The following is a 14,872-nucleotide window of genomic DNA, read 5'->3' on the forward strand; positions in this document are numbered from 1 at the left end:
AAAATGGCGGACCACACCCTTTGCAAGATGCGATCCGCCAGTTACAGGACGCTCACCTGGCTATTGGCCGGCACGGCCACGAGCAGCTGATTCGATGAGGTTATCGCCGGGCAGTGCAGCACCCGAGGCCACTGCCTCGATCCAGGTAGCGGTCGGGGCCACCGCAGCCCAGCTGGAATTCAGCACGGCCATCAGGGTTTCATGCACCTGCTGGGCGGGGATGGAACCGGCAGCGTTGACAATTTCGATCGCGCCGGTAGCATCGGAGAGCACTTCCACGGTGAACCCCAGCGGTTCGGCAGCCGCGGCAGAACCGATCACGCAGTTATTGGTCATGTAGCCCACCAGGGTCAACGTGGTGATTTCACGCTCGCGAAGCCACTCTTCCAGGCCTGTACCCGCGAAGATGCTGGCATAGTTCTTGGAGAATTGGTGCTCTGCAGCTTCCATCCGATCCTGGATCTGCGGGTGCAGGGCATAGGTAGCGGATTCCGGGGCAAAGACGGGGAATCCCTCGGGCGCTTGGTGCTGCACGACAACCACCGGGATCCCGGCCTTTGCCGCTTCGTCCATGGCATTGGCGATGGTGGCTACCGACTGCTCGCGATCCGGGTACTGGATCTGCAGCAGGCCATCAAAGTATTCCTGCTGTGCGTCGATGACGATTAGTGCTCTGCGTGGTGCGGACATAGTGAGTTCCTCTTTCCGATGTGTCGAGATGGCGCCATACGGCACCGGGTGTTTCAGGTTTTATTTAGCCGGCCGGTAGTGCTGGGCCATGAGCTGCACGGTTTGCACCGCTGCGCCAGGGGTGTGGCTGCCAAGGACCATCATCAACTCATCCGCTCCGGTCCGCTGCTGCAGCGCTTCCAGGCGCTGGGCCACTTCGGAAGGCGTGCCGGCCAGGGTGCGGTTGGTGTACATGTCAATGATCGCTCGCTCATTGAGCGTGGCCGGATATCCTGCGACCTCCTGGGCGGATAGCAGTGCAAAGGGTTCACGCTTGAACATCCGCAGCATGGCCATCGCCATGGTCGAGGCCTCGGCACGGGCGTATTCTGGATCCTCGGCCGCGATGACGCTTTGGCTGATGAGCACGTACGGACGGTCGAGCACTGCCGAAGGCACGAAGTTCTCGCGGTAGATGCGCAGCGCGGTGTCGATATCGGCATCGCCGAACTGCAAGGCGAAGGCGTAGGGCCGGCCCAGCCGCGCGGCCAGCTGCGCCGAATACGGCGAGGAGCCCAGGATCCACAACGGGGTCTGCGTTTCCGGTGCGGGCAGGCGGTTCTGCTCGTTCTGCCACGGGCCGGGCACTGCATGGACTTCGCTGTAGGGGTGCCCTGCAGGGAAATCATCATTCAGGAATCCCACCAGCTCGGCCAGTTGCTCGTCGAAGGTTTCGTTGGCTCCGGTTCCGCGGCGCAACGCGGCCGCGGTGGCCCCATCGGTACCTGGCGCGCGCCCGACACCCAGGTCGATGCGCCCCGGAGCCAGCGCTTCGAGCATGCCAACCTGCTCCGCGACCACCAGCGGCGCATGGTTGGGCAGCATCACTCCACCCGCGCCCAACCTGATCCGCTGGGTGTCGGCGGTGAGCCGGGCCATCATCAGCAGCGGCGATGCCACGGACAGCGCGGGCATGGCATGGTGCTCGGACATCCAGAAACGGTGATATCCGGATTGATCCGCAGCCTTGGCGATATCGATGGTGTCCTGCAGGCCATCTTGGGCGGTTTGCCCTACACCGGGTCCGCCTCCGGTGTGAACCGACAGGGCGAAGGGAGCGGAGCCGAATCGTGGCACTGGCTGCAAGGCCAACCTCTTTTCTCATGTTATTTCTACTTTTTACCGTGATACACACACTAGCAGGTGATCACGGTAAAGCAATACTGATACCATGAGGAACATGTCCCAGATGCCCCTTCCCCCGAGCCCCGGAACCGCGCAGCACTGCAGCATCGATCTGGCCAACAGCGAAATCCAGCTGCCTGGCGGCAAGAGCTTCGACGCGCTGGCTAGCCCGGCGGACACCACGCAATGGCTCATCGTGCGGGGTCTCGTGCCCCAGGAAGCGGCGCTGCAAAGCTATTGCCAGAATCGGCTGGTCACCCTTCGCAGCCAGATCAGGAAAGCTTTCCATGCCATCGCCACGGGCACACCCGTGGCCCGGGAAGTGCTGCAGGGCATCAACGCCGCACTGCTGGCAGCACCGAGCACCCCATTGCTGCACCATGAGCCGGGCAAGGGATTCTTCCGCGCATTGGAACACCCCGCCACGCAATTGACCGAGCACGCCATGTCGCGACTTGCCGAGGACGCCGCAGCACTTCTGAGCAGCGAAGAAGCGGGCCTGCTGGCCCAATGCGAAGCCGAGCCATGCACCCGCTACCTGCTCAAGACCCATGGCCGCCGGCATTGGTGCTCCACGCGTTGCGGTGATCGCGTGCGGGCGGCCCGTTCGTACGCCAAGAAGAAGAGCCAGCAGGATTCTTCTGCCGCCTAGCCCATGGCCTGAGGATTCCCGCCGGCGACGCAGCCGAGCACCTTGCATGCCGCGGCACGTGCCAAGCAGCATGGAACACTAAAGGCTCCCACCATCCGTAGATGCTGGGAGCCTGAGGAACTGCGGGCGGAACGCCTAGATCTTCTTGACGATGGAAGACTTCAGTTCCATCTGGCCGAAGCCGTCCACCTTGGCGGCGATATCATGGTCGCCAGAGCCTTGGACCAAGCGGATATTGCGCACCTTGGTTCCGGCCTTCAGCGCACTCTGCGCGCCCTTGACCTTCATGGTTTTGGTGATGCTGACGGTATCTCCGTCCTGCAGCGCATTGCCGACAGCATCCTTGATCACTGCTTCGACAGCTTCGGCCTCAGCGTTCCATTCATGTGCGCACTCTGGGCAGACCAGCAGGGCATCCATTTCGTAGGTGTACTCGCTGGAGCATTCAGGGCACGGTGGCAAGGTATCAGACATGAAGCTGATTTTAGTGAGCGGATATGCCCCATGTCGAATGAATCGGATATCGAATAATCCCCGGAATTCCGCGCTGGAAATGGCACGAACCCCAGGCCTTGAACACTTCCTGCCCTCCAGCTTGAAATTACTTGTTTTCCACGCCGGATATACCCCATACTCAGGCATACAGGCTGGTGCCCACACCGGCCGGGTTAGGGGCACACCATGTCTAAGCACCACAAGTACAAGAGCTACGGTCCGCAGTACACGGTGACGCCAAGGGAAGGGCTCACCCTGGAAATCCTCGCTCAGGCCGAAAAGGCCGGGGCAAAGGCAGGATACGCGATGGCCAAAGAGCAGCTGTACCGGAACATCGGCAACAGCTCTGTGATCAACGAGCAGGAAACCGACGAATTGCTGGCCGCTGCCGAACGTGCCGGCGCCGCGGCGGCACTCACCGCGGCACGCAAAGTCCTGGATAAGACACTGCGCACCTCGTTCAAGCACTACCACCACTCAACGGCGCAGGGGCCCGCGCAGCAGCTTGCCCCGCAGCCATTTGCTCCTGCGCAGACGCGCAGCTACTCGGAAACCTACGAGGAGCCCTTGGCCCAGCACACCCCCGCCTTGGGATATCTGGATCCGTCAAGGGAAAAGGTGGATCAGCACATTCTGACCATCACCCGGGTAGAACAGCTGAACGACCAGATGGTGCGCATCATCGCTGGCGCCCCCGATCTGGATGGCTACCGTTCCAACGGGGCGATTGATGAATACGTGAAAGTCTTTGCCGCTGACCCCGCCCTCGGATTAGAGCCTCCCTATGATCTGCGCGCCTTGCGGCAGCGCCTGCCCCGCGACCAGGTTCCGCGTTCCAAGTCGTACACGATACGTTGGATCAACGCGGTTGTGCCGGAAATTGCGATCGACTTCGTAGTTCATGGGGAGCCTGGGACTGTTGGCCATTGGGCCGGGACAGCGCAGCCCGGGGACCCACTGGTTATTTCCCCCTCACGGAGCAAGTCATCATTGTCGCTGAATGCCGACTACTACGTGCTGGCCGCGGATGAAGCAGGCATCCCGGCGATCTGCAAAGCCCTCGAAGCATTGCCCTCGGATGCGCGCGGTCTAGCGTTGCTCGAAGTTGCCGATCAGAACGCAATGTTTGACGTGAAACATCCTCCAGGCGTTGATTTACGCTGGCTGCCGCGTGACGGCGTTCCGGCGGGCCGCAGCTCACTGCTGGCCGATGAGCTCCGTTCCTTGCCGCTGCCCCCTCTGCGGCTTGGGCTAATCGCTCATGCCGAGCGTTCCACGGTTAAAGAGATCAGCCAAGTTGCGCGGCACTGGCACCTCGACAAGCGTTCCTCCCACATTTCCTCTTACTGGACCCTGCGCGAGGGGAGATTACGCCGCTAAAAGCTGGATCAGAGTGATCCGCAGCATCACAACGGCACGCACAGGGACAAGCTCTTTAACTCCGGATAACCTTGGAAGCATCGCATCCGCACTGGTTATCCGAGGAGTGTCCATGGCTCAGCCCGATTGCACCAGCAATTTCGCGCGCTTTCTCGGCGGTGTTTTGCTGATTGCCCTCGGACTCGTCCTGATGCTCAACTCGGCGAGCGCGGTCCGGCTGATCATTTGGCTGCTGGGCGCTGGCCTGTTGATTGCGGGCCTGGTGCGCCTTGCCGAGGCTCAACAGGACTCCGTTCGCCGCTGGCCAGTGATGCTTTCGGGCGGCCTGCTGGTGCTCAGCGGGGTCGCCCTCCCGCTCTGGCATCGCGCCAGCTTGCCGGTCCTGGCTTTGGCGACTTCACTGGTTCTTCTCCTGGGCGGAGTGCTCAGACTGGCAGCGGTGCTCCGCGGGCAGCGGCAGTATTCCTTCCGCGGCGCTCTCACAGCACTTGCCGGTGTCTTTGGCGCGGCTCTGGTGATGTTTTGGCCCAGGCTTTCCTTGTGGGTGCTCGGCGTCGCTTTCGGCGGCTGGTTATTCCTTTTGGGAGTCCACTGCTTGTGGTCTTTTCTCCGGCCTCGCCTTCCGGCAATTCCTGGCTGGCTCCGCACTGCGCGTAGCGCTAGCCTGACAGGATTGAGCGCCATTGGCCTCGTCGCCGTGCTCGGGCTCGGAACGATCACCGCTTTTCTGCATAGCCAAAGCGATACGGCCGCCGCGGATGATTTCTATTTGCCGCCAGCTAGCGTTCCTGCTGCCCATGGCCAGTTGCTGCGCGCTGAACCGCTGGCCAAGAGCACTCCGCCGAACACTCTCGCCTGGCGAATTCTGTATACGACGCAAGGTCACGATGGCTCTCCTGCAATAGCTTCGGGCGTGGTGACCGTGGCCGAGTCCGCCACGGGAACCCTACCTGTCATCTCATGGGCCAATGGGACCAAGGGCGTCATGTCCCAGTGCGCGCTGTCCATGGGACCGAATCCTTATGATGATGGTCCAGCTGCTGCCCGTGAAACCATGTTGGCTGGCGGATGGGCAGTAGTCGCTACCGATTACGTCGGCTTGGGCACCGCCGGCCCTCATCCCTATTTGATTCCGGCTGCCGAGGCGTACGCGGTGCTTGACGCGACTCTTGCTGCAGGTCAGCTGCAAGACCTGCATTCACGAGGAGTCCGGCTAGGACAGTCCAGCGTAGTGTGGGGCCATTCCCAGGGCGGGCATGCGGCTCTGGCTACGGCTGAAGCCGCCGGGGACTACGCTCCGAACCTGGAGATTCTCGGCATCGCCGCCATGGCCCCGGCAACCAACCTTCCGGAATTGGCCGAGTCGGTTGCTGATACCGCGGCGGGAAAAATCATTTCCAGCTACATTGCCGCCAGCTGGAACCAGCTGTATCCGGATCTGGGCATCGACGAGCGGTTGACGACCCGTTCTCGCATGGCGGTAAACCAGCTATCCCAGAATTGCTTTTCCGGTACGGGCGCGCTGACCGGGTTGGCCCAGGCCAGCCAGCTCTTCGAACCGATTCTCAGTTCCGAGGCTCTCGACGGCCAGCTGCACTCGGTGCTGAAACGCAATTCGTCCATCGTTCCGGCGGGCTACCCGGCGTTCATTGCCCAGGGCGCTGCTGATTCATTGGTCTTGCCCTCGATGCAGCGCGAGTTCTTCAGAAGTTCTTGCACCCCGGATGCCCAGATTGGTTACCTCGAGTACTCCGGACTGGACCACATGCCGCTCGTCGGGGCAGACTCGGCACTCAATGAAGATCTTGTCGCCTTCACCCACTCGCTGCTTGAGGGGAAGCCAGCTTTCCCTGAAGGCTCCACCCTGTGCAGGAAATAACCGTTTGCGATGCCACTCTGATTCCTTTTGTTCTTGTACCAGCGCACGGGCCCGTGTCTGGGGAACATAAAATAGGTTCGGAAAGACTTCCAGTAATTCATTGCCGTTCAATGCCGCCTAGCCATTTTCTGGCCGTCGGCCCAGGAGAATCCTAGTGCGTCCCAGCTTGTCCCGAATCGCAGTTGCCTTGTGCCTTGGCATCTTGGCCTTTTCCCTTGGCTCTTGCGCGGCGTTACCTGACGAGCAAGGGAGAGATGCGGGCACCGCGGCATTTGAAGCCGGGCATTGGCCACGCACCTTGACTGATTCAATGCATGACCCCATACGGATCCCGGCAAAACCTGAACGTATCGTCTCGACCTCGGTAGGACTCACGGGTTCACTGCTGGCCCTGGACGCGCCGGTCATTGCCAGCGCAACGGCGCCGGCGGGGCCTGATACCGATGGCGACGGTTTCTTCAAGCATTGGGCTGATGTTGCCTCGGACCGCAAAGTTGATCCGCTCTACGAGATCGGGAAGTTCGATCTGGAAGAAATCGAGGACCAGAAACCCGACCTCATCATCGTGGCGGCAACAGGTGCAGACTCCGAAGTCGACAACGTAGGTGCGCTGAGGAAGATTGCACCAACCATTGTCGTGGACTACGCAGATAAGGACTGGAACGAACTTTCAAAGTTGCTCGGGGAAGCCACTGGTACCGAAGAACGAGCAGAGCAGAACTCTGCAGCCATTAACGAACGGGTTTCAGCACTGAGAAGCACGCTGGCAATCCCATCCGGAACCACGGCTTCAATCATTTCCTACGCAGCCCATGGCATATCCCCGATCGCTAAAACCACCGGGCCGCATGCGCAGCTGTTCAGAGGACTCGGCTTCACGGTGGCATCCACGCCAAAGAAGTTCGACACTTCCACACAGCCAAGGGAAGATTTCAGTTTCGTCAGCTACAGGGATCTGCCAGCAACGCTCACTGGAGATGCCACCTTCCTCTTGGCCGCAAACAAGAAAGCGACCACGGCATTTACCTCGGATGAATCACTAGCCCAGCTGCCATCGGTGCAGAGCGGCAGCGTCTTCCCGCTCACCACTGCCCACCTTCTGGACTACTACGCAACCCAGAAGATCTTGGACTATTTCGAACACGATTTTCCAGGTCTGGGCTCTTCTGAGCTCGAGTAGCAGCATTCCTTGAAGCCGGTACATCCGACCTCACGCCACAACACGGATCATGGAAGGCTAAATGGTCCGCTCCACTGCCTATAGTTCAAGTCAGAGCATCTTCTAGCTCAAGCACCAGCCACCTTAGGAGTAGTACTACCGCATGCGTTCGCTGCGTCGCACCTTATCTTTGTTCGCCCTCCTGTCCACCCTGGCTCTGAGCTCGTGCTCTTCATTGGAGACCATTGAGTTCCCGCCCCTTCCTGATGCCCAAGCCGCACCGACGCCAAGCACCGCAGAACAACGTGATATCTACGCAGAATCCCTTGAACTGCTCAATGAAGTTACGGTCAAAGGCCGCGCACCAAAAACCGGCTACGACAGAGCGGAATTCGGCAAGGGATGGAAAGATCCGGACCGCAATGGATGCGATGCGCGCAACGACATCCTCTCGCGCGATTTGGTGGACGTGACATATAAACCGGCCACGCGACCCTGCGTTGTATTGAGCGGAACGTTCGATGATCCCTACACGGGCAAGACCATCGAATTCAAGCGCGGCCAAGGCACCAGCACCTCCGTGCAAATCGACCATGTTGTCGCCCTGTCCGATTCCTGGCAAAAGGGCGCGCAGCGCTGGGATGCCGAGACCCGCTTGGAATTTGCCAATGACCCGCTGAACCTGCTGGCTTCCGATGGCCCCACTAATGCTTCCAAAGGCGACAAGGACGCGGCATCATGGTTGCCGCCCAACAAGAGCTTCCGTTGCACTTACGTCTCGCGGCAGACCCAGGTAAAAGCCAAATACGACGTTTGGATGACCAAGGCAGAGCACACCGCGATCGGGAACATCCTCAAATCCTGCATCTAGCAGTCAGGCAGCTTCGCCGGGCCTCATAGCCGTACGCAGGACATCGCACGGAAACATCCACCTTAAGGCTTATCGTCAAATCGATGGACTTGTGGCAAAATGGATATTATTCAACACGTTAGCGATTATGTTCTGCGATGGCTTGGCCTGATCCTCTACTGCAAGGGCGCATGATGAAGACACGAATCCCCGGAGTCCTCCTACTGGTTTCCAGCGTGTGCATCTTCAGTTTTGCACTGACCACCACGCAGCGCGAGGCAGCCACTGCCTGCTGGGTCGTCTCCACCCTCATGTTCATTGGAGCAGCCATGCTGCTGCTGAGTGCGATCCTTGGAACTTCCACCGTCACCGCAGGTGACCCGCGGCATAAGCGTCAGCAATAACTGCATACTCCTCTAATCCGAAGCAACCTCTTGGCCTATGGCTGGGAGGTTGCTTCTGTTGAATAACCGACAGTACTTGTACTTCTGCACCTAAATTTAACGCCAAAGCATCGACAGGTTCATTCAGATGCGATAGACATATGTCTTGTCACACTCGTCACTTTTAGGAGTACCCATGCCTGCATTCAGGCAGATAAGAAAACTCGGTCTCGCTTCGCTGGCAACGATTTCGCTGGCCGCCACCGGTGCCGCAACAGCTCAGGCTACATCCACGCAGAGTGCTTCCCTGTCGCCAGCTGCGGGTACTGAAGCCGTCACCATTGATCTAGTTGGCATCAATGACTTCCATGGCCGCATTTCTGCTGACAGAAGCTCTGCCGGCGCTGCTGTGCTGTCCGGTGCTGTAGATGGAATGCGTGCAGAAAACGAAAACACCCTATTCGTCTCCGCCGGCGATAACATCGGCGCCTCAACCCTCGCTTCCGCCTCGCAGGATGACGAACCAACCATCGCTGCCCTGGGTGCTGGCGGCCTGGATGTCTCGGCAGTAGGCAACCACGAGTTCGACAAGGGATTCGCGGACCTGACCGGACGCGTCATCGACAGCTACGCCGATTCCAGCGGTGTCAACGGCGCAGACTTCGCACTGGGCGCCAATGTCTATGAAAAGGGCACCACGGCTCCTGCCCTCCAGGAATACGCGATCCGCGAGATCTCCGGTATTTCCGTGGGCTTCATTGGCACCGTTACCGAAGACATGCCTTCACTGGTTTCCCCAGCTGGCATCGCCGACCTGGATTTCGGCAGCGAACTGGAAGCAGCGAACCGTGTAGCTGAGCAGCTCTCCGATGGCGATGAAGCGAACGGCGAGGCAGATGTAGTGGTGCTGCTGACCCACAACGGTTCCGCTGGCGATCAGTGCGCAGATATTGCCGAAGAAGACAGCGCCTATGGCGAGCTCGTTCGCGAGGCCAGCAACGAGATCGACGCGATCTTCTCGGGCCACACCCACCAGTCCTACGACTGCGAAATCGCGGGCCGCCCGGTGATCCAGTCCCACCAGTACGGCACCACTTTGGGCAAGGTTTCCTTGCAGGTAGATCCTGAGACTGGCGAAGTCACCGAGGCCGCTACCGAGCGCATCGCCTTGGCAACCGAGGGCGCTGACGGCGAATGGGTGGGCAACTTTGATGCCAATGCCGAGGTCGCAGAAATCGTTAGCGCCGCTGAAGCGGAAGCTGAAGTGGTCGGCAGCGTGAAGATCGGCGCCATCTCTGAAGACATCCTTCGTGGTGGAGAAGAACCCGGCCAGGACCGAGGCGTTGAATCCACCCTGGGCAACACCGTAGCCGACATCCACCTATGGGCTACCTCTAATGAGGATTTCGCCAGCGAACCAGCCGAGATCGCATTCATGAACCCAGGCGGCCTGCGTGCCGACCTGCTCTACGGCCAAGATGGCACAGTGTCCTACAAGGCCGCAGCCGAGGTCCAGCCATTCGCCAACACCCTGATCACTTTCAACCTCACCGGGGCGCAGATCCGCGAGGCCTTGGAGCAGCAGTGGCAGCCTGCAGGATCGGAACGCAACAAGCTGCATCTGGGTATTTCCGAGGGTCTCGCCTACACCTACGTCGAGGACGCTGCCCAGGGCGAGCACATCAAGGACATCACCTTCAAGGGCGAGCCACTGGACGAGGAAGCAACCTTCCGTGTCGCAGCCAATGCATTCCTGGCTACCGGTGGCGATAACTTCGCCGCGTTTGCCGCCGGCACCGATCATGCTGACTCCGGCCAGATCGATTTGGACGCCACCGTGAACTACTTCAAGGCACATGACGTTGTTGAGCCGGCTCCGCTGGGCCGCGCGGTCCTGCAAGAGCCTGTTGCGCCAACGCAGTCGCCGGATCCTTCGGATGAGCCAACCGGGGATCCAACTGATTCGCCGGAACCATCTGAGGATGCAACCGACGACGCGACCGAAGAACCTACCAGTTCGCCAGAGCCAACTGGGGACGCGACCCGGTCCCCTGACTCGTCTGGCGAGCCTAAGGATGAGCAGAAGGATGATTCCCAGAACCGGGACTCCGAAGACCTAGCTGATACCGGATTCGGCACCAGCTGGATCGGCATCGTCGCCGGTGTCGTTGTCCTGGCAGGCATCGCCTTGGTACTGATACGCCGCTTCGGCAACAAGGCCGGACGCTAGAGCCCAAGGGCAAAGATAAAGGCAAAGGGAAGAACCAAGAGGTTCTTCCCTTTGCCATTGTCCCAATAACTTAGTCGATGACCAGTTCGCCCATGGAATCCCAGCCTTCGCCGTCTACCTTGCGGGAAACGATCTTCGGGGTGGAGACCAGGTGTGGTCGCATGGACTCAAGACCGGCTGCGAAGTGGGCGGAGTTCACGTGGTTTGCCGCGGCTTCGTCATCGCGGAAGGCCTCAACCAGGACGAATTCGTTGGGGTCTTCGACGCTCACGGACCAATCGAAGAAGATGTTGCCCTCTTCGGCGCGGGTTGCCGCGGTGAATTCAGCGACATGGCCCATGAAGTTCGGGGTGGATTCTGGCTTTACTTGGTATTTAACAACGATGAAGTACATGTCTCTAGTCTAGGGTTCCCTTGTTAATTGCGCCTTGCAAACGAATGTATTCTTTATCCCTTTGGGGCATGCCGTCGACCACTAAATCGTATGAATCCTCGATGAGCTCGCCCATCAGTTGCGGGTCGAGTCCTGCACGAACCGAATTCCAGTGCTTCTTATTCATGTGATAGCCCGCGGTGATCTGCGGATGCTCGCTGCGCTGCTGGTCTGCCAGAGCCGGTTCGCATTTCAGGTTCAGCACTAATTCGCCTTGCAGGTGCATGAGCAGCCCAAATATTTTGCCTTTGCCCGGATCACTGCCCGCCACCTTGAATACGGTGCTGTCAGGGCCGAAGGGGTAATCGGCGTAAGCGCACGGCATGCGCAGGCACAGCTGCGCCCACGCATTTTCCAATTCTTCTTGCCCAGCTGTTGTTGCCATCAATGCCTCACTAGCGAAATGGGTACTCGATCTTGGGGCAGGTATCCATTACTACGTCCAGTCCCGCATCCTTGGCCCGTCGGGCGGCAGCTTCGTCAATGACGCCCAGCTGCAACCACACCGCCTTCGCTCCTACGGCAATGGCTTGGTCAACGATGTCTCCCACCTTGGAAGAGTTCACGAAGCAATCCACCACGTCAATGGGGCCTGGAATGTCAGCAAGCTTCGCGAAGCCCGGTTCGCCCATTACAGTTTCCGCGCCTAACGACACGGGAATAATCTGCATCGACAGTTCATCACGCAGGAAACGGGCGATGGTCGGAGCTACGCGAGCTGGGTTGTTGGTCAGCCCGACAACCGCCCAGCGTCCAGGCGTGCTCAACAGCCTGCGGATTGTTGCCGAATTATTTACGTGCTGCGTGTCCATGCACGACACGATACCGCGTTGCTGGCACTTTTGGCGTCCAGGTACTGAAGTACGTCCAATTGGCAGGAACCGCTCACACCGCTGGCCTTCCAAGCGTTCGGAATTCACTGCTGCAGCTGAACCGCTTTCCCAGTGGCTGCCGCGCTGTTCTGCGAGAACGCCCCGCGGTGCTTCGCCGCCGGATGATGCGCGGGCAGGTAATCGCCACGGCCAAAGACCTTCTGGCGCAGGCTGCCCTCTGCATATCCACTTTGGGCCAGGCCACGGCGGCGCAGTTCGGGCAGCACTCCGTCAATGAAGTTGTCGTAGGAGCCGGGAAGAACATGATTCATCACGTTCAGGCCATCGATACCAGCATCCTGCCAGCGTTCGAGCTCATCGACAATTTGTTCCGGGGTCCCCGAAATCTGCTGTGCCTTGGCGCGGTAGTAGGCCAAGTCGCGCAGGGTCGGATTGCCGCCGGGCACCGAAGCCCGGGCTGCTTCAAGTACTCCCTGCGCACCCTCGGTCTGGATCTGGCCGATCGGGGTATCCAGGTCCAGTCCGCCCAGATCCACTCCGATACCGCCGCCGATGTGCGCGATGATGGCGTCCAAGTCCAGGTACTCGTCGTATTCAGCTTCCAATGCCTTGGCTTCAGCTTCGGTGGAACCAACGAGGAAGGACAAGCCGGCAAAGACCTTGATGTCATCGCGGCCGCGTCCGGCAGCAGCCAGGTGCTCGATCAGCTGGGCATTCTTCTTCGCCACGTACTGTGCGTGCGGGGCAAAGAGGAAGGTCGCCTCGGCGTGAGTGGCCGCGAACTGCGAACCGCGTGCCGACGAACCCGCCTGGAACAGGAACGGGGTGCGCTGGGCACTTGGCAGTGCCAGGTGCGGACCGTCAATGGAGTAGTAGTCGCCGCGGTGGTTGATTTTGTTGACCTTGGCCGGATCTGCGTAGATTCCGGAAATCTTGTCGGCCAGCAAGGCGTCCTCTTCCCAGGAGCCCTCCCACAGCTTGTAGGCGGCGTCCACGTATTCTTCGGCCCAACCGTAGCGGTCATCATGCCCGACCAGTTCTTTCCCGCCGAAATTGCGGTGCGCATTTTCCAGTACGCTGGTGACGATATTCCAGGCCACACGCCCCTGCGAGAGATGATCCAGGGTGGAGATCTGCCGGGCAAACTGGAATGGATGGGATTGGATGACCGAGCTGGTCATCGCCAGGCCGATGTCCTTGGTGCTGGCGGCCAATGCCGAAAGCAGGACCAGCGGATCATGGCTGGGGACCTGCAGTCCCTTTCGTACGTGCGATGCCCAACCACCCTCATGCTCGCCGTAAAGGCCAACCACGTCAGCGAAGAACAGCGAATCGAACTTTGCCTCTTCCAGCTTCTTGGCCAGGTCAACCCATAGGCCCAGTTCATGGAACCGATGCTGCTGCGCTTCGGGGTGGCGCCACATTCCGCCAAGGATGTGGCTGGAGGTGTTCATCAAGAAGGCCGAAAGCAGCAAGCGCGGGCGTTCGTTGAAAGTACCCATGATTATTTTCCTGCCTTTGCTTCGCCGATCGAGTTCAAACCAGTAGGAATGGTGCCGTTGATGAAGTAGTCCCCCACCGAGCGTGCCTTGAAGGCCACCGGATTGTGGGTGGCCACCGTGCGGGCATTGCGCCAGAAGCGGTCCAGCGACTTGGAGGACGAAATCGCCGAGGCCCCGGTGACGTCGAAGAGCTCGCTGGTGGCGTCCAGGACCAGCTTCGGCGTGGCCACGTGGGCTTGCTGGACGGCAAGCTCTGCGCGCAGGTAGGCCGCTTGCGGGTCCAAGCCCAGATCTTCGTCGAGCGCCGAATCCAGTTCCCGGGCTGCGGTGACCACGATGCTCTCTGCAGCGAAGACATTGGCCGCCAAACGGCCGACAAGTTCCTGGATCTGCGCGTCATCCTTGAACAGCGCGCCGGAGCCGGTGTTGAAGGTTCGCGTGCGGTTGGCAACGATGCCTGCTGCGGCATTGCGGGCCCCCTTGCCGATACCTGCCAGTACGGCGAGCAGGCACAGCTGGAAGAAGGCAGGTTCGAGGGTGGAAGCTATCTTGCGCTGAATGATATTGGCTTCTTCCACCGCAACGTCAGTGAATATCGCGGTGCCGGTACCGGTCAGCGGCTGGCCGAAGCCATCCCAGTCGTCAAGGATCTCCACGCCCTCGGCATGGCGATCGACGATGGCGTATTGGCGCCCCTCAATCCCGTCGGTGGTCGCCATGACCACTACCCAATCGGCGAAGATCGAGCCAGTGGTGTAGTACTTCTCGCCGCGCAGCACCCAGCCTTGCCCGGTCTGGACCAGCTTGGTATTGGTGGTGCCAAGGGCATTGCCGCCACGCTCGGTCGCAGCGTTGCCGAAGATTTCCCCGGCAAGCACACGCGGGAACCAGCGGTCCTGGAACTCTGCCGGCTGCAGGGAGATGGTTTCGACGAAGGAGAAGTGGCTGCGCAGCAGGTGCGCCACATTCGAGTCCGCCGCGGCCAGCTCGATCAGCAAGCGGAACAGATGCTCGTGGCTGATAGGCGAACCGCCATGGCTTTCTGGCACGCGCAGCGTGGTGAAACCGGCGTCCTTGAGCCACTGCACCTGCTCGAACGGCAGGATGCGCTGCTGCTCGCGTTCACAGCTTCCTTCAGCAATTCTGGCAAAGACCGCGTGGAATCGCTCCAGAAGTTCCTGGTAGCGGCTTTCGATTGCGGGCGCGGCGATCATCGTCATGG

15 protein-coding genes are annotated in these 14,872 nt (G+C 60.0%); 7 read left to right on the forward strand and 8 right to left on the reverse strand.

What is annotated here, in order from left to right:
- Window positions 1–60: 60 nt before the first annotated feature.
- Both AC1Z36_RS01180 and AC1Z36_RS01185 read right to left on the reverse strand, forming a co-directional pair.
- Window positions 61–690, reverse strand: coding sequence for an isochorismatase family protein (locus AC1Z36_RS01180; RefSeq protein WP_105657973.1), 630 nt, complete (start codon window positions 688–690; stop codon window positions 61–63).
- Between the two features lie 60 nt (window positions 691–750).
- Complete coding sequence (locus AC1Z36_RS01185) at window positions 751–1,806, reverse strand: LLM class flavin-dependent oxidoreductase (protein ID WP_332488435.1); 1,056 nt, start codon at window positions 1,804–1,806, stop codon at window positions 751–753.
- A gap of 103 nt (window positions 1,807–1,909) precedes the next feature.
- On the opposite strand from AC1Z36_RS01185, the gene AC1Z36_RS01190 reads away from it, so the two are divergent.
- Window positions 1,910–2,506, forward strand: a complete 597-nt coding sequence (locus AC1Z36_RS01190; RefSeq protein WP_133834332.1) for a CGNR zinc finger domain-containing protein — start codon at window positions 1,910–1,912, stop codon at window positions 2,504–2,506.
- 135 nt (window positions 2,507–2,641) lie between these two features.
- On the opposite strand, the gene AC1Z36_RS01195 is transcribed toward AC1Z36_RS01190, so the two are convergent.
- Complete coding sequence (locus AC1Z36_RS01195) at window positions 2,642–2,980, reverse strand: zinc ribbon domain-containing protein YjdM (protein ID WP_332488402.1); 339 nt, start codon at window positions 2,978–2,980, stop codon at window positions 2,642–2,644.
- Between the two features lie 207 nt (window positions 2,981–3,187).
- Here AC1Z36_RS01195 and AC1Z36_RS01200 point away from each other — a divergent pair, with 207 nt between their 5' ends.
- The 6 genes from AC1Z36_RS01200 to AC1Z36_RS01225 all read left to right on the forward strand — a co-directional run bounded on the left by AC1Z36_RS01200 (window position 3,188) and on the right by AC1Z36_RS01225 (window position 10,882).
- Window positions 3,188–4,381 carry a siderophore-interacting protein gene (locus tag AC1Z36_RS01200; RefSeq protein WP_426735735.1) on the forward strand — a complete coding sequence of 398 codons (1,194 nt, stop codon included), beginning with the start codon at window positions 3,188–3,190 and terminating at the stop codon, window positions 4,379–4,381.
- 112 nt (window positions 4,382–4,493) lie between these two features.
- Window positions 4,494–6,260, forward strand: coding sequence for a lipase family protein (locus AC1Z36_RS01205; protein WP_426735737.1), 1,767 nt, complete (start codon window positions 4,494–4,496; stop codon window positions 6,258–6,260).
- A 154-nt stretch (window positions 6,261–6,414) separates the two neighbouring features.
- A complete protein-coding gene (gene fepB, locus AC1Z36_RS01210) occupies window positions 6,415–7,440 on the forward strand; it encodes a Fe2+-enterobactin ABC transporter substrate-binding protein (RefSeq protein ID WP_332488396.1) in 1,026 nt (341 codons plus the stop codon).
- Between the two features lie 142 nt (window positions 7,441–7,582).
- A complete protein-coding gene (locus AC1Z36_RS01215) occupies window positions 7,583–8,290 on the forward strand; it encodes an HNH endonuclease family protein (protein WP_332488394.1) in 708 nt (235 codons plus the stop codon).
- Between the two features lie 170 nt (window positions 8,291–8,460).
- Window positions 8,461–8,673: a hypothetical protein gene (locus AC1Z36_RS01220; protein ID WP_105657967.1), complete on the forward strand. Its 213-nt coding sequence runs from the start codon at window positions 8,461–8,463 to the stop codon at window positions 8,671–8,673.
- Window positions 8,674–8,848: 175 nt separating this feature from the next.
- The gene (locus tag AC1Z36_RS01225) at window positions 8,849–10,882 is read left to right on the forward strand and encodes a bifunctional metallophosphatase/5'-nucleotidase (protein ID WP_483561574.1); all 2,034 of its coding nucleotides are present in this window, start codon (window positions 8,849–8,851) and stop codon (window positions 10,880–10,882) included.
- 70 nt (window positions 10,883–10,952) lie between these two features.
- Here the strand turns inward: AC1Z36_RS01225 and AC1Z36_RS01230 are convergent, their stop codons facing one another.
- From AC1Z36_RS01230 to AC1Z36_RS01250, 5 genes are all read right to left on the reverse strand, one after another.
- Window positions 10,953–11,276: a putative quinol monooxygenase gene (locus AC1Z36_RS01230; RefSeq protein WP_105657965.1), complete on the reverse strand. Its 324-nt coding sequence runs from the start codon at window positions 11,274–11,276 to the stop codon at window positions 10,953–10,955.
- Window positions 11,277–11,280: 4 nt separating this feature from the next.
- Window positions 11,281–11,700 (reverse strand): MmcQ/YjbR family DNA-binding protein, encoded by a 420-nt coding sequence (locus tag AC1Z36_RS01235; RefSeq protein ID WP_105657964.1) that lies wholly within the window; start codon window positions 11,698–11,700, stop codon window positions 11,281–11,283.
- Between the two features lie 10 nt (window positions 11,701–11,710).
- Window positions 11,711–12,127, reverse strand: coding sequence for a CoA-binding protein (locus AC1Z36_RS01240; RefSeq protein WP_332488390.1), 417 nt, complete (start codon window positions 12,125–12,127; stop codon window positions 11,711–11,713).
- Between the two features lie 104 nt (window positions 12,128–12,231).
- Window positions 12,232–13,650 carry an NtaA/DmoA family FMN-dependent monooxygenase gene (locus AC1Z36_RS01245; RefSeq protein ID WP_105657963.1) on the reverse strand — a complete coding sequence of 473 codons (1,419 nt, stop codon included), beginning with the start codon at window positions 13,648–13,650 and terminating at the stop codon, window positions 12,232–12,234.
- Between the two features lie 2 nt (window positions 13,651–13,652).
- Window positions 13,653–14,870 (reverse strand): acyl-CoA dehydrogenase family protein, encoded by a 1,218-nt coding sequence (locus tag AC1Z36_RS01250; RefSeq protein ID WP_332488388.1) that lies wholly within the window; start codon window positions 14,868–14,870, stop codon window positions 13,653–13,655.
- Between the last annotated feature and the right edge of the window lie 2 nt (window positions 14,871–14,872).

Source organism: Glutamicibacter sp. BS14 (assembly GCF_056934375.1).